At 71.2% G+C, this 22,026-nt stretch carries 20 protein-coding genes; 9 read left to right on the forward strand and 11 right to left on the reverse strand.

Annotated features, from left to right (window positions below; all coding sequences use genetic code 11):
• Positions 1–41 precede the first annotated feature (41 nt).
• Positions 42–1,028, forward strand: a complete 987-nt coding sequence (gene dapD, locus O1G22_RS31915) for a 2,3,4,5-tetrahydropyridine-2,6-dicarboxylate N-succinyltransferase (protein ID WP_270084478.1) — start codon at positions 42–44, stop codon at positions 1,026–1,028.
• A gap of 62 nt (positions 1,029–1,090) precedes the next feature.
• Here dapD and O1G22_RS31920 read toward each other — a convergent pair whose 3' ends face one another.
• A complete protein-coding gene (locus O1G22_RS31920) occupies positions 1,091–1,477 on the reverse strand; it encodes a hypothetical protein (protein ID WP_428986422.1) in 387 nt (128 codons plus the stop codon).
• 98 nt (positions 1,478–1,575) lie between these two features.
• Positions 1,576–2,478: a 4-hydroxy-tetrahydrodipicolinate synthase gene (gene dapA, locus O1G22_RS31925; protein ID WP_270084479.1), complete on the reverse strand. Its 903-nt coding sequence runs from the start codon at positions 2,476–2,478 to the stop codon at positions 1,576–1,578.
• A 168-nt stretch (positions 2,479–2,646) separates the two neighbouring features.
• On the opposite strand from dapA, the gene O1G22_RS31930 reads away from it, so the two are divergent.
• From O1G22_RS31930 to O1G22_RS31945, 4 genes are all read left to right on the forward strand, one after another.
• A complete protein-coding gene (locus O1G22_RS31930) occupies positions 2,647–2,820 on the forward strand; it encodes a hypothetical protein (RefSeq protein ID WP_270084480.1) in 174 nt (57 codons plus the stop codon).
• Positions 2,817–3,530: a hypothetical protein gene (locus O1G22_RS31935; protein ID WP_270084481.1), complete on the forward strand. Its 714-nt coding sequence runs from the start codon at positions 2,817–2,819 to the stop codon at positions 3,528–3,530. The genes O1G22_RS31930 and O1G22_RS31935 overlap by 4 nt, the downstream gene beginning before the upstream one ends.
• 101 nt (positions 3,531–3,631) lie before the next feature.
• Positions 3,632–4,240, forward strand: coding sequence for an ArsR/SmtB family transcription factor (locus O1G22_RS31940; protein WP_270084482.1), 609 nt, complete (start codon positions 3,632–3,634; stop codon positions 4,238–4,240).
• A gap of 14 nt (positions 4,241–4,254) precedes the next feature.
• Positions 4,255–5,004 carry an SRPBCC family protein gene (locus O1G22_RS31945; RefSeq protein ID WP_270084483.1) on the forward strand — a complete coding sequence of 250 codons (750 nt, stop codon included), beginning with the start codon at positions 4,255–4,257 and terminating at the stop codon, positions 5,002–5,004.
• A gap of 9 nt (positions 5,005–5,013) precedes the next feature.
• On the opposite strand, the gene O1G22_RS31950 is transcribed toward O1G22_RS31945, so the two are convergent.
• A complete protein-coding gene (locus O1G22_RS31950; RefSeq protein ID WP_270084484.1) occupies positions 5,014–6,840 on the reverse strand; it encodes an endonuclease/exonuclease/phosphatase family protein in 1,827 nt (608 codons plus the stop codon).
• A gap of 282 nt (positions 6,841–7,122) precedes the next feature.
• Here O1G22_RS31950 and O1G22_RS31955 point away from each other — a divergent pair, with 282 nt between their 5' ends.
• From O1G22_RS31955 to O1G22_RS31965, 3 genes are all read left to right on the forward strand, one after another.
• A complete protein-coding gene (locus tag O1G22_RS31955) occupies positions 7,123–8,550 on the forward strand; it encodes a hypothetical protein (RefSeq protein ID WP_270084485.1) in 1,428 nt (475 codons plus the stop codon).
• Positions 8,551–8,745: 195 nt separating this feature from the next.
• Positions 8,746–10,200: an alkaline phosphatase PhoX gene (locus tag O1G22_RS31960; protein ID WP_270084486.1), complete on the forward strand. Its 1,455-nt coding sequence runs from the start codon at positions 8,746–8,748 to the stop codon at positions 10,198–10,200.
• Between the two features lie 504 nt (positions 10,201–10,704).
• The gene (locus tag O1G22_RS31965) at positions 10,705–12,285 is read left to right on the forward strand and encodes a TROVE domain-containing protein (protein WP_270084487.1); all 1,581 of its coding nucleotides are present in this window, start codon (positions 10,705–10,707) and stop codon (positions 12,283–12,285) included.
• 69 nt (positions 12,286–12,354) lie between these two features.
• Here the strand turns inward: O1G22_RS31965 and O1G22_RS31970 are convergent, their stop codons facing one another.
• Positions 12,355–13,788, reverse strand: coding sequence for an MFS transporter (locus tag O1G22_RS31970; protein WP_270084488.1), 1,434 nt, complete (start codon positions 13,786–13,788; stop codon positions 12,355–12,357).
• A gap of 154 nt (positions 13,789–13,942) precedes the next feature.
• Here O1G22_RS31970 and O1G22_RS31975 point away from each other — a divergent pair, with 154 nt between their 5' ends.
• Positions 13,943–14,509: a TetR/AcrR family transcriptional regulator gene (locus tag O1G22_RS31975; protein ID WP_225100849.1), complete on the forward strand. Its 567-nt coding sequence runs from the start codon at positions 13,943–13,945 to the stop codon at positions 14,507–14,509.
• A gap of 30 nt (positions 14,510–14,539) precedes the next feature.
• On the opposite strand, the gene O1G22_RS31980 is transcribed toward O1G22_RS31975, so the two are convergent.
• The 7 genes from O1G22_RS31980 to O1G22_RS32010 all read right to left on the reverse strand — a co-directional run bounded on the left by O1G22_RS31980 (position 14,540) and on the right by O1G22_RS32010 (position 21,889).
• A complete protein-coding gene (locus tag O1G22_RS31980; protein ID WP_270084489.1) occupies positions 14,540–15,703 on the reverse strand; it encodes a TerD family protein in 1,164 nt (387 codons plus the stop codon).
• A gap of 88 nt (positions 15,704–15,791) precedes the next feature.
• Complete coding sequence (locus O1G22_RS31985; protein ID WP_225100847.1) at positions 15,792–16,781, reverse strand: zinc-dependent alcohol dehydrogenase family protein; 990 nt, start codon at positions 16,779–16,781, stop codon at positions 15,792–15,794.
• Complete coding sequence (locus O1G22_RS31990; RefSeq protein WP_270084490.1) at positions 16,778–17,632, reverse strand: carbohydrate ABC transporter permease; 855 nt, start codon at positions 17,630–17,632, stop codon at positions 16,778–16,780. Before O1G22_RS31990 ends, O1G22_RS31985 begins: the two co-directional genes overlap by 4 nt.
• Positions 17,629–18,567, reverse strand: coding sequence for a carbohydrate ABC transporter permease (locus tag O1G22_RS31995; protein WP_270084491.1), 939 nt, complete (start codon positions 18,565–18,567; stop codon positions 17,629–17,631). Before O1G22_RS31995 ends, O1G22_RS31990 begins: the two co-directional genes overlap by 4 nt.
• Positions 18,564–19,934 (reverse strand): ABC transporter substrate-binding protein, encoded by a 1,371-nt coding sequence (locus O1G22_RS32000; protein WP_270084492.1) that lies wholly within the window; start codon positions 19,932–19,934, stop codon positions 18,564–18,566. The genes O1G22_RS31995 and O1G22_RS32000 overlap by 4 nt, the downstream gene beginning before the upstream one ends.
• A gap of 101 nt (positions 19,935–20,035) precedes the next feature.
• Positions 20,036–20,806, reverse strand: coding sequence for a DeoR/GlpR family DNA-binding transcription regulator (locus tag O1G22_RS32005; protein ID WP_270084493.1), 771 nt, complete (start codon positions 20,804–20,806; stop codon positions 20,036–20,038).
• A gap of 273 nt (positions 20,807–21,079) precedes the next feature.
• Complete coding sequence (locus tag O1G22_RS32010; RefSeq protein WP_270084494.1) at positions 21,080–21,889, reverse strand: NAD-dependent epimerase/dehydratase family protein; 810 nt, start codon at positions 21,887–21,889, stop codon at positions 21,080–21,082.
• Positions 21,890–22,026: the final 137 nt, after the last annotated feature.

The following is a 22,026-nucleotide window of genomic DNA, read 5'->3' on the forward strand; positions in this document are numbered from 1 at the left end:
CGGTTCGCCTCCGCGACCCCGCTCACGTTAGGTTTTGGTACATGACCGACTCTGCTTCCCGCACCACCGGCGCCGTCGCCGCCGGTCTCGCCACGATCGCCGCCGACGGCACCGTTCTCGACACCTGGTTCCCGGCCCCCGAGCTGGTCGAGCAGCCCGGCCCGGCCGGCACCGAGCGGCTGACCGCCGAGCAGGCGGCCGAGCTGCTGGGCGAGGGCGCGACCAAGGCGGTCGGCCCGGACGCCCGCCGGGGCGTCGAGGTGGTCGCGGTCCGCACGGTCATCGCCTCGCTGGACGAGAAGCCGATCGACGCGCACGACGTCTACCTGCGCCTGCACCTGCTCTCGCACCGCCTGGTCAAGCCGCACGGCCAGAGCCTGGACGGCATCTTCGGGCACCTCGCCAACGTCGCCTGGACCTCGCTCGGCCCGGTCGCCGTGGACGACATCGAGAAGGTGCGCCTCAACGCCCGCGCCGAGGGCCTGCACCTCCAGGTCACCTCGATCGACAAGTTCCCGCGCATGACGGACTACGTCGCCCCGAAGGGCGTCCGCATCGCCGACGCCGACCGGGTCCGCCTCGGCGCGCACCTGGCCGCGGGCACCACGGTCATGCACGAGGGCTTCGTCAACTTCAACGCCGGCACGCTCGGCACGTCGATGGTCGAGGGCCGGATCTCCGCCGGTGTCGTCATCGGCGACGGCTCGGACATCGGCGGCGGCGCGTCCACCATGGGCACCCTGTCCGGCGGCGGCAACGTGATCATCTCCATCGGTGAGCGCTGCCTGATCGGTGCCGAGGCGGGCGTGGGCATCGCGCTCGGCGACGAGTGCGTGGTCGAGGCCGGCCTGTACGTCACGGCGGGCACCCGGATCACCATGCCCGACGGCCAGATCGTCAAGGCCCGCGAGCTGAACGGCGCCTCCAACATCCTCTTCCGCCGCAACTCGGTCACCGGCACGGTCGAGGCCCGCCCGAACAACGCGGTCTGGGGCGGCCTGAACGACATCCTGCACAGCCACAACTGACGCACGGCGACGCACGGCAGCTGACGCAAGCGCCCTTCACCGCGGAGTGGAGGGCGCTTTCGTCATGCGGGAAGCGCCGCCGCGAACTCCCGCAGTGCCGCGAAGTCAGCCTCCCGCAGGCCGACCCGCGGGTCGACATGGTGGAGCAGGGCCGGGCCGGGGTGGTGAGCCGCCACATACGCGATGTGCGCCGGGCTCTGCTCGTCGTCCACCCAGGCGAACGGCCGGCCGTCGGCGTACGCCACGATCGCCTCCGTTTTCCAGTGCACCTCGTCGGGCCGGAAGGCGAACAAGCCGGCGCCGAAGTCGACGTACGGCAGATCGGTGGGCAGGCCGACCTGAGCGCTCCGCTGAAAGTGCCGCGATGTGCCGTCAGGAGTCTGCGGCGCCGTCGTGGCTGGTCGCGCAGTTCCCCGCGCCCCTTCGGGGCGCGCCGAACCCTGCCGCATAGGTTGATCGAGGGGGCCGTCGACGTCCAGGAACAACAGGGGCGGCTCACCGAGACACCGGACGGCAGGGCAGACGGCCGGTCCTCGCCGGCCGGTGATCAGGCCGCCACGAGCGCCTCGTAACGTGTCAGCAGCCCGTCGGCCGCCTCCGGCCCGGCAGACAGCAGAGGTGCCCGCACCGGGCCCGCCGGCAGGCCCAGCCGGGCCAGCAGGGCCTTCGCGGTGACCGTGCCCGGCAGGCCCGCGTCCATCATCGCCTCGATCAACGGCGTGGCCCGCAGCTGGAGTTCGCGGGCCCGCGCGGTGTCCCCCGCGTCGAAGGCGTCGAGGATCGCGGCGACATGGCCGGGGACGGCGTTGGCGACCGTGCTGACACATCCCGCCGCGCCGACCGCGTACAGCGCGAGCACATGCTCGTCGCAGCCCGCGTAGTACGCCAGCTCCGTGTGCGCCAGCACCTTCTGCGTGCCGAGGAAGTCGTAGGAGCAGTCCTTGACCGCCACGATCCGGGGGTGCTCGGCGAGCCGGATCATCGTCTCCGGCTCGATCCGGGTGCCGGTGCGGCCCGGAATGTCGTAGAGCATCACGGGCAGGCCGCTCGCGTCGGCGACCTGCCGGAAGTGCGCCTCCACGGCCTCCTGCGGGGGCCGGCTGTAGTACGGCGTCACCAGCAGCACTCCGTCGGCGCCCGCCTTCTCGGCCGCGAGAGTCAGCTCGACGGTGTGCCGGGTGTCGGCGCTGCCCGCGCCCGCGACCAGGGAGACGCCGGCGCCGACCGCGTCCCGGACGGCCGCGATGAGCTCCGCCTTCTCCGTGTCCGTGGTGGTCGGCGACTCGCCGGTGGTGCCGTTCAGCACCAGGCCGTCGCAGCCCTCCGCCACCAGCCGCGCGGCCAGGCTCCGGGCCCCGTCCAGATCGAGGGCGCCCACCGCGGTGAACGGCGTGATCATCGCGCAGAGGGTGCGGCCGAATGGGGCGGGGGGCTTGCGTGTCGTCGTCATACAGGTAGTCTCGGCAGCGCCACGATGAAGCTCTACTTAATTCTTCTTAGATATATAGCTAAGTGTTGCTGAGATGTCGGGCTCTGTGGCCGAAGGCCCTGTGTCCAACTCGGCCCCTCATGGGTCACTATGGCCGAAGGGTCACCGACGTCACTCATGGGAGGCACCATGAAGCTCGGCAAGGCACTGGCCACCGGAGTCGCCGAGGAGCGGCCGCTCGGTCACGAAGAGACCGTCCGCGAAGAGACCGTCCGCGTCGAGGGGATCGCGCTCGCCGAGGACGCCGCCACCGTCGAACCGGCCGAGCCGGCCGCCCGCGAAGAGGTCCCGGCCGCCCGATGAGACTGCGGCTCCCGGCGGAACGCCCGACGGAGCCGCCGACCGGATACAAGATCGCCCACCCGGTGCTGTCCCAGGACGGCACCCGGGCCGGGTTCACCGGAGTGTCGCTCGGCGGCGCGCTGCCGTACGGCGTGCTCGACGACGCCTCCTGCGTCTACGGCCGACGGCACCGCCCGCCCGCACGGCTGTGCGACTGCGGCTTCCACTGTGTCCATGACCGCGCGGCCGCCGAGGCCATGCTGTGCACTGCCGAGCACCGGGACGCCGTGCTGCTCGAAGTCTCCGTGCTCGGCGCCTACATCCGCTTCGAGCGCGGATTCCGCTACGCCCGCCAGCGGGTGCGCTCGGCCGTCGCCGGCCCCTGCGCCTGCGGGGCCGGCGCCGTCGCGCTCGCCGACGCCGGCTGGGGCCGCCCCGGCTGGCGCGCCCTCGTCCCCTCCTGCGCCGGCTGCCTGCGCGGCCGTACGTCCGTCTCGCTCGCCGGCTTCGCGCGGCTGGCCGGGGAGGGGCTGCAGGTGATGGCCGGGGGAGGCGGCGGTGCGGCGCTCCCGGCGGCCGATCCGGCGTCCGGCGCGTCCGGCACCTCCGGCGCCTTTGGCGCGGAGCTCGGTGTGCCCGAACTCGTCGCCGAGGCTGCGCTGTTGCAGGCGCGCCTCGACTGGTTCCAGAGCCAGCTCGCCCGCCTCGGCGAACGCGGAGAACAGGGCTGACGGTCTGACGGTCGTGGGCTCCACATCGCTCTCTCGTGCACCCTCGCACCGAAAACTTGATCCGTCTGGACAAAAAAAGTTTTCGGTGCGAGGGTGGACGCATGCTGGACGTGACCGTGATCGAGGACCCTGAGGCGGCGGCCGTGTCGCTGGACCCCATACGGGCCCGGCTGCTCGCCGAGCTGGCCGCCGAACCCGCGTCGGCGGCGATGCTGGCCGGCAAGGTCGGACTGCCCCGGCAGAAGGTGAACTACCACCTCAAGGCCCTGGAGCGGCACGGCCTGGTCGAACTGGCCGGAGAGCGCCGCAAGGGCAATGTCACCGAGCGGCTGATGCGTGCCACCGCCGCGTCGTACGTCATCTCGCCGGCCGCCCTGCCCGCCGTGCAGCCGGATCCGGCCCGCTTCCGGGACCAGCTCTCCGCGCGCTGGCTGCTCGCCCTCGGCGCCCGTCTGGTGCGCGACGTCGGCGCGCTGATCACCGGCGCCACCAAGGCCCGCAGGCAACTGGCGACCTACGCCCTGGACGGCGAGCTCCGCTTCGCCTCCGCCGCCGACCGCGCGGCCTTCGTCCAGGAGCTGACGGCGGGCGTGAGCGCCCTCATCCGCAAGTACGACGCCCCCGACGCCGAGGGCGGCCGCGACCACCGGATCGTCGTCGCCCTCCACCCCACAGTCAAGGAACAGCCCACCCCCGCACTGGATCAGTGAGCAGGAGCCCCGCCATGTCCAAGGAATCGCCCAAGGAATTCGAGATCGTCCGCGAGTTCGAGGTCGACGTCCCGCCCGAGCAGGTGTGGGACGCCGTCATCAACGCATCCGGTGCCTACCTCTGGCCGATGGACCCGCCCGAGCCCCGCGTCGGCGGCTCCGGCCCCTTCGGCTCGACCGTCACCGTCTGGGACCCGCCCCACCGCTACACCAACCGCAGCGAGAACGTCGGCATGCCCACCCAGTCGGCCAACCAGCTCGACTACACCATCGAGCCCCGCGACGAGGGCCGCCGGGCCTGGGTGCGCTACGTCCACAGCGGCATCTTCACCGACGACTGGAACAACCAGTACGACGGCGCGAGCAAGCACACCAACTTCTACCTGCACACCCTGTGCGAGTACCTGACGCACTTCGCGCCCCGCCCGGTCACCTTCGCCCAGCTGAACGGCCCCGCGGCCTCGGCGACCCCGCGGGCGCTCGCCGCCGTCGGCCACGCCTTGGGGCTTTCGGACGACGCGGCCGCGGGGACGAAGGTCGCCGCCCGGGGGCCCGGCGGGCGGATCCTGGACGCCGTGCTCGACTACCGCAACCCGTACTTCATCGGGCTGCGCACCGAGGACGCCCTCATCCGCTTCTTCGGCCGCGGCCACTGGGGCGCCCCGCTCGGCATCAGCGTCCACGACTTCGCGCGGGACGCCGACGCCGAGGCGACCGAGAGCGCGTGGCAGACCTGGCTGAACGAGGTGTTCAGCCAGGCGTGACCACCCTGATCACGGCCGGAAGCGCAGCACCTGCGGGTCGTGGTCGCTGATCTGGTCGTTGAACTCCGCGTTGATGTGCACGCTGTCGTACTCGACGTCGCAGCCGCGCCGGATCGCCGGGCTGATCAGGATCTGGTCCAGGACCTGCTCGTTGCCCTGGTAGTCGTAGGTGTAACGCTCGCTCCTCGGCAGCGACTTGATCGCCGACCACAGTTCGCCGTCACCTTCGAGGATCTTCGCGGTGCCGGAGAACTCGAAGTCGTTCATGTCGCCGAGCGCGATGACGTTCGCGTTCTTCTGGACCTTCAGGATGTCCTTGACGAACGCGTTCACCTCGGTCGCCTGCGCGTGACGCTGGATCTCCGAGCTGCGCGTCGGCGGCTGGTACTGCGAGGCCAGCCCCTGGTCGCCGCCCTTGGAGACCAGGTGGTTGGCGATCACGAAGACGGTCTTGCCGCGGAAGACGAACTCGCCGGCCAGCGGCTTGCGGCTGTCCTTCCAGGCCGCGTTCGCCGGGTCGATCCGGCCCGGCGACACAGTCAGCTCGGCCTTGCCGGCCACCTTGGTCACGCCGACCGCGGTGGTGGAGTCGCCGCCCGCGCGGTCCACGAAGGACACCCGCTCGGGGTTGAACAGGAACACCTGGCGGATGTTGCCGCCCGGCTGGCCGCCGTCCTGGTCGTTGACCGGGTTGATCGAGCGCCAGTCGTACTTCGGGCCGCCCGCCGCGACGATCGCGTCGATCAGCTTGTTCACGGTCACGCTCGCGTCGACCGTGCCGTCGTCCGTGACGCCGTTGTCGTCCTGGATCTCCTCCAGGGACACGATGTCCGGCGACTGGAGGTTGTTCACGATCGCGGCGGCGTGCGCGGCGAAGGTGGTGTCCGACGGGTCGAGGTTCTCGACGTTGTACGTCGCCACCGCCAGCTCGCGGCTGGACTGCTTGCGTGTGGTCTCGCGCTCCAGGCCACCGCTCTTCAGGGTGCCGAGCCGGCTCGCGACCAGGGTGTAGCCGCCGAACTGGTTGAAGTCCAGCGGGCCGGTGGTGGTGCCGGTGAGCGTGTCGCCGACGTTCGCCTTCGGGAAGTCGGCGGTCGCGCCCAGCGACTGTATCTGGAGCCGGCCGGTGTTCTGGGAGTCGTAGGAGCCGTAGACCGTGCCGCCGCGGCGGCTGCGGTGCTCGTGCGGTTTCACGGTGACCCACAGTTCGCTGTACGGGTCGGTAGCGGTTACCACGCGGGCGTCCTCGACCTGGACGTTCATGCCCTCCAGGGACTCGTAGTAGTCCAGGGCGTACGTCGACGGCGCCAGGGTCAGGCCGTTGATCGAGCCGTTCGCGGCGGTGTCGCCGGCCGGGGTGTACTCGTCCGGTACGGAGTTCTCGTCGATGACGACCGGTGCCGGGACCGGGTTGCCCGTGGAGACGGTGGTGACCGTCGGCTTGGTGATCTCCGTGACCGACTGGTTGCCGGAGGAGGTGCCGCCCGGGACGTACTCGGAGACCGTGCCGGTCACCGTCACCGAGTCGCCGACCGCGACCTTCGGCGCGGAGCTGGTGAAGACGAACACGCCCTCGCTGGTGCGCGGGTCGTCGTCCGGGTTCGGGTCCTGTATCCAGAAGCCTCTGGAGGAGCCGTACGCGCGCGTGGCCGTGACGATGCCGGGCACGTCCGTCACCTTCTGGCCGGCGTACGGCGAGATCCGGGTCGTGCCCTGGATGTCGTGGATGCGCACCGAGTCGGCGTGCGCCGGGGAGGTGAGGACGACGGCGGACGCCGCGCTGCAGACGGCGGCGACGGTGAGCGCGGCGAGGCGCGCGGAAGACCTGCTCGGCAAGGGATCCCTCCGGGGACGTGACTGAGTGCCGGGACGAGGGTGTACGGGTGGTACCGGTGGTACGGGAGCGTGCGGGGCTCGTAGCCCTCCGTCACGCGCGCAGAGCCGAGTGAACAGTTGTCCCCCCAACTTCTACGCGCGTCAATCTCTTACCTGGGTAAGGGAGTTGTCAAGGTTTCGGCCATGTACGGAAGCCGACGGAGAGATGAACCGGGCGGCATGGGTGGAAATCCGTCTAGGCTGAGCGGCTGAGCCCGTTCACGGTCCGAGGAGATCCAGCCGATGTCAGACAGCTCCCCCCTGCCGCCCGTACGGCTGCACCCCGAAGCGGAGCTGGCGCGCGCCGCGCTGTCCACGCCGTTGCTCTCCCGCGCCGCCCGCCTCGCCCGCTGGGCCGGGCCCGGCACCCGCGTGGACGCCGGCGGCGGCCTGGTCGAGGAGCAGCTTCCGGCCGCCGCCGAACTGCTCGGACTGACCGGCGACGACGCCGCCGCCCTCGCCAGTGAGGCCTGGCGGGTCGCCGTGGACGCCGGCCTGGTCGAGATCGCGGACGAGGAGAACGGCACGGTCCGCACGGGGGAGGAGCTGGAGCTGCTCACCGGCGGCTCCCCGCAGGACGTGCTCACGGTGTGGCTCGCCGCCCTGGAGACCGTCCTCGCCGACGCCGCCGTACCCGACCTGGACGATCTGGTCGACGCGCTGGAGGAGGGCGGCGAGGTCGATTTCTCGTCACTCGACTGGGACCCCGAGGCCGAGGGCGAGTTCCTCGACGGCGTCCTCGGCAATCTCTATCTGCTGACCGTGAGTGAGGGCGGCTCCGGCGACGGCCCCGTCCCGCTGCCCGCCCTCGCCGCCTCGATGCTCGTCCCCGACGACATGGGCGAGCCCACCAACGACGTCCTGGAGCAGGTCTCCGACGCGATGATGCGGCTGGACGACCAGTTCCGGACGCTGGAGCCGATCGGGCTGGTCGAGTATCAGCCCGTCGACGAAGCCCTGATGGCGGACGGCGATGAGGAACCCGCCGCGGCGGTCGACGACACCGACGTCACCCGCTACGGCATGGTCCGGCTCACCCCGCTCGGCGCGTACGGGCTGCGGGCGCGGCTGCTGGAGGCCGGGTTCGAGGCGCCGGCCGTCGGCGAACTCGCCGACAAGGGCGCGGACGCCCTGCTCGACGGCACGGCCGGATTCGGGCCGTCGGCGGCCCAGGCCGAGACCGAGCAGTGGCTGACCCGGCGTGAACCGCTCGGCGCCGCACGGGAGTTGCTCGCCGCCGCGCGCGGAGTCGACGAAGGCGCGCCGCTGCGGCGGCTGCGCTGCCAGCAGGCCCTGTCGCTGATCGGCGCGGAGGCCGAGCCCGCGCTGCGCGAGGTGCTGGACGATCCCGAGCTGGGGGGCCTCGCCCGGGTGTGGCTGACCGAACAGGGCGCCGCCGGGGTGCCGGCGCCGTCCGAGGAGATGGTGTTCTGGCTGACCATCGACACCGTCGCCGCCCAGCTCGCCGCCGAGGGCAATTCCGAGGAGCTGCAGGCGCTGGTGGAGGGACTGGCCGCCCAGCACAGCGGGTTCTTCGCCGCGGCCTGGCGCGTGGGGCATCCCGCCACCGCCGATGTGCTGGAGGCGATGGGCCGGCTGCACCCGGACAAGAAGGTGGCGAAGGAGGCGCGGAAGGCCGCGTTCAAGGCACGCTCCCAGCAAGGGAGTTGAGCGGGCGGGAGTGCGTGGTGGGCCACCCCGAGGGGGGTTCCCTTGGGATGCCCATGGGGCGGCGCATACGGATTCTTGAACAAGGGTCGCGGACGTCGCCCGGCGTTCAACCGGTGTTCAGCAGCGGGCGCGAGCGTGAGCTCCGGACCGAGGACCGCCCCCCGCAACGGCACTCCCACCGTCTCAGGAGACACCATGTCGCTCACCCGCAGGGACTTCGCCAGGACCTCCGCCCTCACCGGTGCCGGGGTGGCACTGGCGGGCAGCGTCGGCGCGCTCGCCAGCGCCCCGGGCGCCCTGGCCGCCACGGACGACGTCGAGAGCGCGGACGGCGGGCCGGCCCAGGGCCACCGGCACGAGGTCGGCTACGGCCCGCTGATCGCCGACCCGGACGGCATCCTCGCCCTGCCCGAGGGCTTCACCTACCGTGTCATCACCTACAGCGGCAGGACCAGGCTGGAGACGGGCGAGTTCACCCCGTCCAACCACGACGGCACGGCCACCTTCGAGGGCCCCCGAGGCGCCACGCTCCTCGTCAACAACCACGAACTCGCGGGCCCCCGGTCCAAGTGGGCACACCCGGTGCCGCTCACCGAGGGCCTGGTCTACGACCCCGCCGCCTCCGGAGGCTGCACGGTGGTCGAGGTACGCCGTGGCGGCGAGGTCGCCGAGTGGGTCGGCATCGCGGGCACCGCCACCAACTGCGCGGGCGGCAGCACCCCTTGGGGCACCTGGCTGACCTGCGAGGAGACCGAGGACAAGGCCGGCCGCAACGGCATGACCAAGGACCACGGCTACGTCTTCGAGGTCGACCCCGCCGACCGCCGGGCCAACCGCGACCCCAAGCCGGTCAAGGCCCTCGGCCGGTACGCCCACGAGGCCGTCGTGGTGGACCCCAAGCGCGGCCATCTGTACCTCACCGAGGACGCCTCCGGCCCCAACGGCCTGCTGTACCGCTGGACCCCGCCGGAGGGCTTCCGCCACGGCCGCGGCCGGTTGCGCACCCTCGCCGACGACGCGGGCGCTCTCCAGGCCTTCCGGTGCTTCGACTCCGGCGGCCGGTTCGTGGACGACCTCTCCCGCGCCACCAGGACCGGCACGGTCTACGGCGTCGACTGGGTGGACGTGCCCGACCGTGACGCCAGGTCCGTCTCCGTGCGCAAGCAGTTCACCGACGGCCAGGTCACCCGCGCCCGCAAGCTGGAGGGCATGTGGTGGGGTGACGGCGGCGCCTACATCGTCTCCTCCTACGCCCGCGAGGAGAGCCCCCTCCAGCACGACGGCCAGGTCTGGTTCTACGACCCGCGCCGCCGCACCCTCACCCTCAAGGTCCTCCTCGGCGTGAACCGGACCCCGGCCGAGGACGGCGCCTTCGACGGCCCGGACAACATCACCGTCTCCCCGTACGGCGGCCTCGTCATCGCCGAGGACGGCGAGGGGATCCAGCACCTGTTCGGCGCCACCGAGAGCGGCCGCACCTATCCGATCGCCCGCAACGACCTCAACATTGGTACCGAACAGGCGCCGGAATACAGCGAGTTCACCGGCGTCACCTTCTCCCCGGACGGCAGGACCCTGTACGCCAACATCCAGACGCCCGGCATCATGCTCGCCATCACCGGGCCCTGGAAGCGGCAGAAGCGCGACTGACGCCTGGCGCCGATCAATTCGCTCGCCTGTCCCGCGGCCGTCCCCCTAGAGTGATCCACGTCCAGGTGCGACAGGCAGGACCTACTTCCGCTCATAACGGGGAGGCCGCGGGTTCGAGTCCCGCCGCCGGCACAACAGGCCGGCGTAGCTCAGGGGTCAGAGCACCAACACGTCGGTTCCGCCGGCCTCGATCTCTGGACACCGAACAACTTCACGCACCTCCCGGTGCGCGGGCAGCGGTTACTTCGTTGTGGTCGAAATCAAAACCGCCGCCGATCTGATCTCGGGAGGCGTGGCACATGGTGGGTGTCCGGTGCGCAGGCAGCGGATACTTCAGGACCTGGTCCGAAAGGGTGCGGGTTCGAATCCCGTCACCGGCCCACGGCCGGTGTGGCGGAACGGAAGACGCGCCAGGCAATAGTCCCGCCGCCGACTCTCGACCTCGGACACCCTCCTTCTGCCGCGCCTCCCTCCGAAACGGCAACGAATTCGGGGGAATTCACCATGGCGCGATTCAACACGCGTGCCGCCAAGGCGCAGGTGAAGTCGGCGGTCACATCGACCGGCCGGGTCCTGCGGACCTACGAGGGCGGCCGGGGCCAGGAGCGCGAGCCGCGCTCCGAGCTGTTCCTGCTCGCGGTGTCCCACTTCCTTTCGGGCACCTTCTACGAGAACGCCCAGGACCGCGACGACCGCTTCACCCGCCTGGTCCGCGACCTCGCCGTCAGTGACCCGGACTGGACCGCCGGACTGCTGCGCTGGCTGCGCGGTGAGGGCAACATGCGGACGGCGTCGATCGTCGGCGCCGCCGAGTACGTGCACGCCCGGCTGACCGCCGGTGCGACCGACGGCCCCTCGAACCGGCAGGTCGTGGACTGCGTGCTGCAGCGCCCGGACGAGCCGGGCGAGCTGCTCGCGTACTGGACGTCGACGTACGGCCGCGCGATCCCCAAGCCGGTCAAGCGGGGCGTCGCCGACGCCGTACGACGGCTGTACCACGCCAAGTCGCTGCTGAAGTACGACACCGCCGCCAAGGGCTACCGCTTCGGCGACGTCCTCAACCTGGTGCACGCGGCGCCCGACCCGGACAAGCCGTGGCAGGGCGAGCTGTTCCGGTACGCGCTCGACCGCCGGCACAACCCGGACACGGCCGTGCCGCCCGCGTCGCTGCCGGTGCTCACCGCGCACCGCGAGCTGATGGCGCTGCCCGTGGCCGAGCGGCGCCGGGTCGTCACGTCGGAGGGTGGCGCCGAGCGGCTGGCGGCGGCCGGGATCACCTGGGAGGCGCTGGCCGGCTGGCTCCAGGGCCCGATGGACAAGGCGGCCTGGGAGGCGGTCATCCCGTCGATGGCTGCGATGTCGCTCGTTCGAAACCTGAGGAATTTCGACGAGGCGGGTGTCTCGGACGAGGTCGCCGCGCGGGTCGCGGCACGGATCAGCGACCCGGCGGAGGTCGCGCGCTCACGGCAGTTCCCCTTCCGGTACCTCGCCGCGTACCAGCACGCACCATCGCTGCGCTGGTCGTACCCGCTGGAGCAGGCGCTCGGCCATTCGCTGGCCAACGTGCCCGCGCTGCCGGGCCGGACGCTGGTGCTCGTCGACCGGTCGGGCTCGATGTTCTGGTCGCGGGTCTCCGAGCGGTCCCAGCTCACCCGGGCCGACGCGGCGGCGGTCTTCGGCACGGCGCTCGCGCTGCGGGCGGCGGACGCCGACCTGGTGGAGTTCGGTACGACGAGCAACGCGGTGACGTTCCGCAAGGGCGAGTCGGTCCTGAAGATCCTGGACCGCTTCGGCGACCTGGGCGGCACCGACACGACCGACGCGGTGCGCCGGCACTACAAGAAGCACGACCGGGTGCTGATCGTCACCGACGAGCAGTACACCCCGAACCGCCACGGCGATCCGACCGTCCAGGTCCCGGCCCACGTGCCCGTCTACACCTGGAACCTGGAGGGCTACCGGGCGGGCCACGGCCCGTCGGGCACGGGCAACCGGCACACCTTCGGCGGCCTGTCGGACGCGGCTTTCCGGATGGTGTCCTTGCTTGAGGCCGCTGGGGAGGCCGACTGGCCGTGGAGCGCCTGAAGCACGTGGCCCCTACTCCGGCGCCCACCTCGGCGGCCGGCCGGCGCTGAACGCGTACAGCGCGCTGTTCTAGTCGGACCGGCGACCGGTGAGCACCGTCGCCGCCACCGCCAGCGCGGCCACGGTGAGCAGCGCGCCGACGCCGAAGGCGCGGGCGGAACCGTGGACGAGGACGGCGCCCGGTGCCCCGGTGGTGTGCCGGGTCGCCGTGCCGTACACCGTGACCAGGACGGACAGGCCGACCGTGCCGCCGAGCCACTGGAGGGTCTGGAGCAGGCCGGAGGCCGCGCCCGCCTCCCGGGGCTCGACGGCGGACAGGATCGTCGCGTTCAGCGGCATGAAGCTCAGGCCCGTGCCGAGGCCCAGCAGCATCAGCGGCCCGAGCAGCCCGGTGGCGTAGCCGTCCCCGGGCCCGAGCCGCCACAGCCAGCCGCAGGCCACGGTGACCAGCGTCATGCCGGTCAGCAGCACCGGCTTCACGCCGAAGCGGGCCAGCAGCCGGGGCACCAGCCGTACGGCCGTGAACATCACCAGCGTCATGGGCAGGAAGGCGAATCCCGCGCGCAACGGGCTGTAGCGCAGGGCTTGCTGGCAGACGAGGCTGAGGAAGTAGAAGGCGCCGAACATGCCGGCGGGCAGTAGCAGGATGCTCGCGTAGGCGCCGGCCCGGTTCCGGTCGCCGAGCAGGCGCAGCGGCATGACCGGCTGGTCGGCCCGCGATTCGACCAGGACGAAGCCGGCCAGCAGAGCGGCGGCCGCACTGAAGCCGAGCAGGGCCCGGGTGTCGCTCCAGCCGGCCTCGGAGACCCGGATGAACGCGTACACCAGCGAGGTGGTCCCCGCGGTTCCGGTCAGCGCGCCCGCCAGGTCGAACCGGCCCGCGTGGCGGGGGGTCTCGGTGACGAAGCGGGGCAGGGCGAGGGCGAGGGCCGCGCCGATCGGGACGTTGATGAGCAGGGCCCAGCGCCAGGAGGCCCAGGAGGTGAGCATGCCACCGAGGACGAGGCCGGCCGAGCCACCGATGCCGGCCATGGCGGAGTAGACGCTCAGGGCGTGGTGCCGGCGGGGCCCGTCGGGGAAGTTGGTGGTGATCAGGGCGAGGGTGCTGGGGGCGATCAGGGCGGCGCCGAGGCCCTGGAGCGCGCGGGCGGCGAGCAGCCAGCCGCCGTCGACGGCGAGCCCGCCGAGCAGCGAGGACACGGCGAACAGCAGCACCCCGGTGGTCAGGGTGCGGCGGCGGCCGAGGACGTCGCCGACCCGCCCGCCGAGCAGCAGCAGGCCACCGAAGGCGAGGGTGTAGGCGTTGAGGACCCAGGACAGGCCGGTACGGCTGAAGTGCAGGCCGCGCTGGATGTCGGGCAGGGCCACGTTGACGACGGTGGAGTCGACGCCGACCATCAGGTAGGCGGTGACGATGACGAGGAGGGTGGTGCCGAGCCTCGCGGGTGGCGAGGGCGCGGTGGACGCTGTGGCGGTGGCGGACGGTGCGGACGGGGTGGACATGGCGGTCTCCCGGTCTGGGCGTCCCCGGGCGCGCGGCGGTGTTCCATGGCAGGGGTGAGCTGCCACGGAGCAGGACGGCAGTAAGCGGGGACTGTCTCCGTTTAGATGTCGGTAAAATACGGAGAGAGTCCCCGGTTTGGCAAGGAGTAACTGGATGACGCAGGTCAGGCCCATGCGCGCGGACGCTCGGCGCAACTACGAGCGGTTGCTGAAGGTGGCGGCGGAGGCCTTCGCCGAGCATGGGGAGAACGCGTCGCTCGACGACATCGCCAAGCGGGCGGGCGTCGGCTCCGGCACGCTCTACCGGCACTTCCCGACGCGGCAGGCGCTGCTGGAGGCCGCGTACGTGGACCGCATCGAGGCACTGGGGTCGCGGGCGGACGAGCTGGCGGCACAACTCCCGCCGGGTGAGGCGCTGATGGAGTGGCTGTACGAGCTGTGCGTCGGCACGATCCAGGTGCGCGGGCTGAAGGCGCTGCTGGGGTCGGCGGTCACGGACGGCAATACGGCGGCGCTGACGGCGTGCGGGACGACGGTGCGGGGCGCGGCGGGCCGGTTGATCGAGGCGGCCCGTGAGGAGGGCTTCCTGCGGGCCGACTTGGAGCCGATCGAGCTGCTGCGGCTGGCCCATGGGGTGGCTACGGCATCGGAGCTGGCCGATGGGAAGGGCGCGCAGATCCGGCGGTATCTGGGCTTGTTGATGGAGGGGTTGCGGGGGTAGAGCGATCCACCCCCACGCACCCTCGGCGAACTACAGCGCTCTCGCCCCCGGCTCCACCATGTTCCGCACCGTGCGTGCCTTCACGAAGTCGCCCATCGCTGTCATGTCCCACTCGCCGGAGAACTGGCGGATGAGCTTGGCCATCATGACGCCCGTCTGGGGCTCGGCGTGGGTGAGGTCGAAGCGGACCAGTTCCTCGTCGGTGGCGGCGTCCACCAGGCGGCAGTAGGCCTTGGCGACCTCCGTGAACTTCTGGCCGGAGAAGGAGTTCACCGTGAAGACCAGACCGGTGACCTCCTGCGGGAGCCGGCCGAGGTCGACCACGATCACCTCGTCGTCGCCCCCGCCCTCACCGGTGAGGTTGTCCCCGGAGTGCTTGATCGCGCCGTTCAGGATGCTCAGCTTGCCGAAGTAGCAGCTGTCGATGTGGTTGCGCTGCGGGCCGTAGGCGATGACCGAGGCGTCCAGGTCGATGTCCGCGCCACGGAACGCCGGCTCCCAGCCGAGGCCCATCCTGACCTGGGAGAGCAGCGGGCGGCCGGCCTTGACCAGGGACACGGTCTGGTTCTTCTGCAGGCTGACCCGGCCCTTGTCCAGGTTCACCTTCCCCGCACCGGGAACGGGCGCCGGGGGAGCCGGGGGAGCCTGCGGGACCGGCGGAGCCACCGGCTGCTGCGGCGGAGCCGCCGGCGCCGCGGCCGGTTCCTCCACCGTCACCCCGAAGTCCGTCGCGATGCCGGCCAGTCCGTCGGCGTACCCCTGGCCCACCGCACGGGCCTTCCAGGCGCCGCCCCTGCGGTAGACCTCCACGACGACCAGGGCCGTCTCCGTACCGAGCCGGGGCGGGGTGAACGTGCCCAGCACCGCGCCGGCGTCCGCGTCGCGGATCGTGGCCGTCGGCTCGATGCCCTGGAAGGTCTGGCCGGCCGCGTCCGGGCTGGCGGTGACCACGATCTTCTCGATGTCCGGCGGGACGGCGGCGGTGTCGACCGTGATCGCGTCGGGGGCCGTACCGCCGCCGGGGGTGTAGGTCACGCCCGGTCCCGCCGGCTGGTTGTAGAAGATGAAGTCGTCGTCGGAGCGCACCTTGCCGTCGGCAGTGAGCAGCAGGCCCGACACGTCGAGCCGCACGGGCGCGGCCACGTCCACCGTGACGCGGGCGGCTGACAGAGGAATGTTCGAGCCAGGGGTCATAGCTGTCATGCCGGGTGAACGAACGACACCGCTTTACCGTTCCCTTACCCATCCCCCGATCGGCTCAGGGGTCCGACCCCGAGCCGTCTCAGGGCACCACCACGATCTTCCGCCCCACCCCGGCAGCGAACTGCTCCAGCGCCCGCGGGTACTCGTCCAGAGGCAGCCGGTCGCTGATGAAGACCTGCGGGTCCAGCACCCCGTTCGCGAACAGCTCCGCCGCCCGCTCGAAGCTGTGCAGCACCGCCATGGAGCCGGTGATCGTGATCTCCTGGTTGTAGATGCGATACGGATCGATCGTCACGCGCGTCGCGTAGTCGGCCACGCCGAACTGCAGGAACGTGCCCGCCTTCGCCACCCGGCCCAAGCCGTCCTGGATGGCGGCGGCGTTGCCGGTCGCGTCCACCACCAGGTCCCAGCCCTGCGGCCGTTCCAGCTCGTCCGCGCCGCCGGCGGCCGCCGAGACGCCGAGCCGGCGGGCCGTCTCCAGCCGGGCGGGGTTGATGTCGACCATGTCCACGCTCGCCGCGCCCGTGCGCTTGGCCAGCTCCAGCATCATCAGGCCCATGGTCCCGGAGCCGTAGATCAGCACATGGGCGCCGAGACGGGAGCGCAGGACGTCGTAGCCGCGGATCGCGCAGGACAGCGGCTCGACCAGGGCCGCGTCCTCGGTGCGCACGTGCTCGGGGAGTTTCACGCAGTTGGCCACCGGGGCGACCGCGTACTGCGCGGCCCCGCCGGCCGTGGTCACGCCGATCGCCGCCCACCGTTCGCACAGGTTGTTGTGGCCGGTACGGCAGTAACGGCACTCGTGGCAGTAGAGGGACGGGTCGACGGCCACCCGGTCGCCGGCCGCCAGCTCCGTGACCTGGGTGCCGACAGCGACCACCTCGCCGGCGAACTCGTGCCCGGGGACGATGGGCAGCTCGGGTGCGAACTCGCCCTGGAGGATGTGCAGATCGGTGCCGCACAGGCCGCAGGCGGCCACCTCCACGACGACCTCGCGCGGGCCCGGCGTCGGGTCCGGCACCTCGGTGACCACGGCGCGGCCCACGGACTCGATGACGGCGGCCTTCATTTCACGGCTCCCAACGACAGGCCCTGGACCAGCTTGTCCTGGGCGGCGAACCCCGCGGCGAGCACCGGCAGGGAGATGACGAGCGACGCGGCGCACACCTTGGCCAGGAACAGGCCCTGACTGGTGATGAAGCCGGTCAGGAAGACGGGGGCGGTCTCGGCGACCACGCCCGTCAGGACTCGGGCGAAGAGAAGTTCGTTCCAGCTGAAGATGAAGCAGATCAACGCCGTCGCCGCGATGCCGGGCAGGGCGATCGGGGCGACCACGCGCGCGAGGATCGTCGGGAGGCGGGCGCCGTCCACTCTCGCCGCCTCGATCACCGCCACCGGCACCTCGGCGAGGAAGGACTGCATCATCCACACCGCGATCGGCAGGTTCATGGAGGTGTAGAGGATGACCAGGAGCCATATGTTGTCGAGCATCCCGGTGTTCTTGGCGAACAGGTAGATCGGCAGCAGGCCCGCCACGACCGGCAGCATCTTCGTGGACAGGAAGAAGAACAGCACGTCCGTCCACTTCTTCACCGGCCGGATCGACAGCGCGTACGCCGCCGGGAGGGCCAGCAGCAGGACGCAGAGCGTGGAGACCACGGACGCGACCGTGGAGTTGATCAGCGCGGGCCACGGGCTCGCCCCGCCGCCGCTGCCGAAGAACTCGCGGTAGCCGTTCAGCGTCAACGACGCGGTGAAGGACGGCGGGTTGGTCGCCGCGTCCGCCTCCGAGTGGAAGGAGGTGAGGGCCATCCAGGCGATCGGCAGGAAGAACACGATGCCGGCCAGCCAGGCCACCAGGCCCAGTCCGTTACGGCGTAGTACGGCACTCGGTCCGTTCCGGTGCGGTACGGCGTTCATGCGCGGGACACCTCCTCGCGGAACAGGGACGACACCACGCGCAGCGCGAAGGTGGCGATGATGATCGAGCCGATGACGACCAGGACGCCGGCCGCCGAGGCGAGGCCGTTCTCATGGGCCTGGTAGAAGCTCTGGTAGACGGTGTAGGGGAGGTTCGCCGTGCCCAGGCCCCCCGAGGTGATCGTGAAGACGGCGTCGAAGTTCTGCACGATGTAGATCGAGCCGAGCAGGGCGCCGAGTTCGAGGTAGCGGCGCAGGTGGGGGAGGGTGAGGTGGCGGAAGATCTGCCAGTCGTTCGCGCCGTCGACCCGCGCGGCCTCGATCTGCTGCTGGTCCCGGCTCTGCAGCCCGGCGAGCAGGATCAGCATCATGAACGGCGTCCACTGCCACACCAGGGAGGCCTCGACGGCGAGCAGCGGGGTGTTCGAGATCCAGTCCGGCTGTGGGCCGCCCACATAGTGCAACAACCCATTCAGCAGGCCGTATTCAGGGTTGTAGAGCACATGCTTCCAGAGCAGGGCCGCGGCCACCGGCACCACCAGAAAGGGTGCGATGAGCAGGGTGCGGACGATGCCCCGGCCGCGGAATTTCCGGTCCAGCAGCAGCGCGAGCGCCAGGCCGAGGACCAGGCTGGCGAGCACCACGGCCACCGTGAGCAGCACAGTCGTCCACACCGAGTGGCGCAGGTCGGCGTCGGTGAGCACCTGGCGGTAGTTGTCCAGGCCGGTGAAGTGACGGGCCTTGGGATAGAGGGCGTTCCAGTCGAAGAAGGAGATCACCAGCGTGGCCACGAACGGCAGCTGGGTGACCGCGATCATGAAGACGAGGGCCGGCAGCAGCGGGGCCCGGGTGGCCCAGGCGCGCAGCCGGGCCGAGGGCTGTTTCACGGTACGTGCGGGGGCGGCCGTGAGCGGGGCCGTGGTCGTCGCTGTCATCGTCCCTCGTACTCCTTGGAGATCTTCTCGGCGAGCGCCTGGGACTTCTTGAGGGCCGAGCCGACGGACTGGCGTCCGGCGATGGCCGCGCTGATCTCCTGGGAGACCTTGGTGCCGAGGTCGGTGAACTCGGGGATGCCGACGAACTGGATGCCGGGCGCGGGCCGCGGCTGCACGCCGGGGTCGTCCGGGCGGGCGCTCTCGATGGCCTGCCTGGTCATCTCCTGGAAGGAGGCGGCCGAGGCGCGGTAGTCGGCGTTCTCGTACGTCGACGCCCGCTTGCCCGCCGGCACGTTCGGCCAGCCACTGGTCTCGCCGACCAGCTGCTCATAGCCCTTGCCCGACGCCCAGGAGATGAACTTCCAGGCCTTGTCGGGGTTGCGGGAGGCCTTCTGGATGCCCCAGGCCCAGGTGTAGAGCCAGCCGGAGGACGGGGTCTTCTCGACGGGGGCCGGGGCGTAGCCGAGCTTGCCCTTGACCGGGGAACCGGCTGCCTCCAGCAGTCCGGCGGCGCTCGTGGCGTCGTACCACATGGCGACCTTGCCCTGGGTCATGTCGTTGAGGCACTCGGCGAAGCCGGACTGGGCGGCGCCGGACTCGCCGTGCCCGCGGACGAGATCGACATAGAACTTTGTCGCCTTCTCGAACTCGGGGGAGTCCAGGTGGGCCTTCCACTTCTTGTCGAACCAGGTGCCGCCGAAGGTGTTCACGACCGTCGTCAGCGGCGCCATCAGCTCGCCCCAGCCGGGCAGTCCGCGCAGGCAGATGCCCTTCATCCCGGGCTGCGCGCCGTCTGCCCGCGCGGCCAGGTCGGCGACCTGCTGCCAGGTGGGGTGGGCGGGCATGGTCAGGCCCTTCGCCGCGAACACGTCCTTGCGGTACATCAGGAACGACGACTCGCCGTAGAAGGGCTGTCCGTAGAGTCTGCCGTCGTTTCCGGTGAGGGACTGGCGCATGGGACCGAGCACGTCCTGCTCGTCGTACGACGGGTCCTTCGCGACGTATCCGTTCATCTCGTGCAGCCAGCCGTTGCGGGCGTAGATCGGTATCTCGTAATTGGACAGGGTGGCCACGTCGTACTGGCCGGCCTGGTTGGCGAAGTCCTGGCTGATCTTGTCGCGGACGTCGTTCTCGGGCAGGACCGTGAAGTTGACCTTGATGCCGGTCTCTTTGGTGAAGTGGGCGGCCGTGAGCTTCTGCAGCTCGGTCATCTGCGGGTTGTTGACCATCAGCACGTTGATGGCGTCGCCGCCGGAACCGGACCCGCCCGCACCGGCCCAGCAGCCGGAGAGGAGCGGGGCGAGCAGCGTCCCTGCGGCGGCCATGGCGAGCGTGGCTCGCGGCCTCCGTCGGCTCGGGGTTCGCATGGATCGCTCCTGGATGAATGGGGAGATAAGGGGCACTCCAAGGCGTGGAGGTGCCGTACGTGGGGACTGCGTCGGTTTTTCGGACTACCTGATTCGGTTGTTCAGACCCGGATGACCTGCGGGCCCAGCAGGGAGTAGCGGTGGGCCTCGGAGGCCGGCAGCAGGGTGCTCGTCACGATCGCCTCCAGTGCGCCGACATCGGCGAACCGGCAGAAGCTGGCCGCGCCGAACTTGGTGTGCACGCCCGCGAACACGGTCCGCCGGGCGGCCCGGATCGCCTGCGCCTTGACCTCGCTGACCGCAGGGTCGGGGGTGGTCAGACCGTGCTCGCGGGAGATGCCGTTGGCGCCGATGTAGGCGAGGTCGACGACGAATCCGGCGAGCATCTTCGTCGTCCAGTGGTCGACGGTGGCCAGCGTGCCGGCCCGGACCCGGCCGCCGAGGAGCAGCACCGACATGTTCTCGGCCTCCGCCAGGGCGCCCGCGACCGGCAGGGAGGCGGTGACCACGGTCAGCGGCCGGTCGGTGGGCAGGGCCTCGGCGATGAGCTGCGGGGTGAAGCCCTCGTCGACGAAGACCGTCTCGGCGTCCCCGAGCAGCTCGGCCGCGGCGGCCGCGATCCGGCGCTTCTCGGGCACATGGCTGGTGGCGCGGAACGCCAGCGTCGTCTCGAAGCCGGCGCTCTCCACGGGATAGGCGCCGCCGTGGGTACGGCGGACCAGACCATGGTCCTCCAGCGCGCGCAGATCGCGCCGGATCGTCTCCTTGGCCACGCCCAGCTCGGCGGCGAGCGCGGTGACGTCGACCGAGCCGGTGGCGCGCGCCGCCAGCACGATCTCACGCTGGCGCTCTTCGGCCGTCCTCGTGCTCATCTCGTCACCCGCCTTCCCGTGGAACCGCCCGTTCGGGCCCATGGGGGAAGTTCTACAGCGGGTACGCGGCGCTGACCAGGTCTGTTGCGGGCCCGTTCCTGCCCGTGTGTGCCCGTTTACCGTACGGCCTGCCCGGCGCGGACCTGCGCGGCCGCGGCCGGCGGGGTGGGAGCGGGCGGTCCGGATGCCCGAACACGGCGGCGGGTGGGCCCGTTCGGTGCCCGCCCGCGCGCGTGAGCGACGATTTTCCGCCGCCCGGGGACTTCAGTGGGGTCAGTACGGCCAGATCGGCGGGTCGCTCACGAAGGGGCCGCCCAGGTGGGTGTGCGCCGGGTTCTCCGGGTCCAGCTCGCCCTGCTCGGCGATCAGCTTCTCGGCGTACGGCTCGGAGTCGTCCCGCGGCTCGTAACCGAGCGCCCGCGCGGTGGTCAGGTCCCACCACAGCCGGGTGTTGGCGGAGGAGCCGTAGACGACCGTGTGGCCGACCCCCTCGGCGGTCAGAGCGGCGTGGAAGAGGCGGGCGCCGTCGGCCGGGCTCATCCACACCGAGAGCATGCGCACGTTGGACGGCTCCGGGAAGCAGGAGCCGATGCGGACGGAGACGGTCTCCAGGCCGTGCCTGTCCCAGTAGAGCTGGGCGAGGTCCTCGCCGAAGGACTTCGACAGGCCGTAGAAGGTGTCCGGGCGGCGCGGGGTGTCGATCGGGATGAGCGGGTCGCCCACGCGCGGGGCCGGGGTGAAGCCGACGGCGTGGTTGGAGGAAGCGAAGACGATCCGGGGCACGCCCTCCTGGCGGGCGGCCTCGTACAGGTTGTAGGTGCCCTCGATGTTGGACTTCAGGATCTTCTCGAAGGGGGCTTCCAGGGAGATGCCCGCGAGGTGGAGGACCGCGTCCACGCCCCGCACCGCCTCACGCAGGGCCGCCGTGTCGGCGAGGTCGGCGGTGATCGCGTCCGGCGCGCCCTCGACGGGGCGCACGTCGAACAGGCGCAGGGTGTAGCCGTACTCCGGCAGCAGGGACCGCATCAGGGTGCCGAGCCCGCCGGCGGCGCCGGTGAGCAGAACGGTGCGGGGAGCGGGCATCCTCGGTTCTCCTTGTGGCCGGCATTCACATACGTGGACAAGCTAGAGAGTTCTGCTGTGTACCGTCAAGTGTCGCGTGATCTCGGTGAATTCGCTTCGGAGTTACGGGTTTCCCCGCTTGACCCGCCGCAAGAAGG

This window comes from Streptomyces camelliae (assembly GCF_027625935.1).
In the GTDB taxonomy this organism is placed as follows: domain Bacteria; phylum Actinomycetota; class Actinomycetes; order Streptomycetales; family Streptomycetaceae; genus Streptomyces; species Streptomyces camelliae.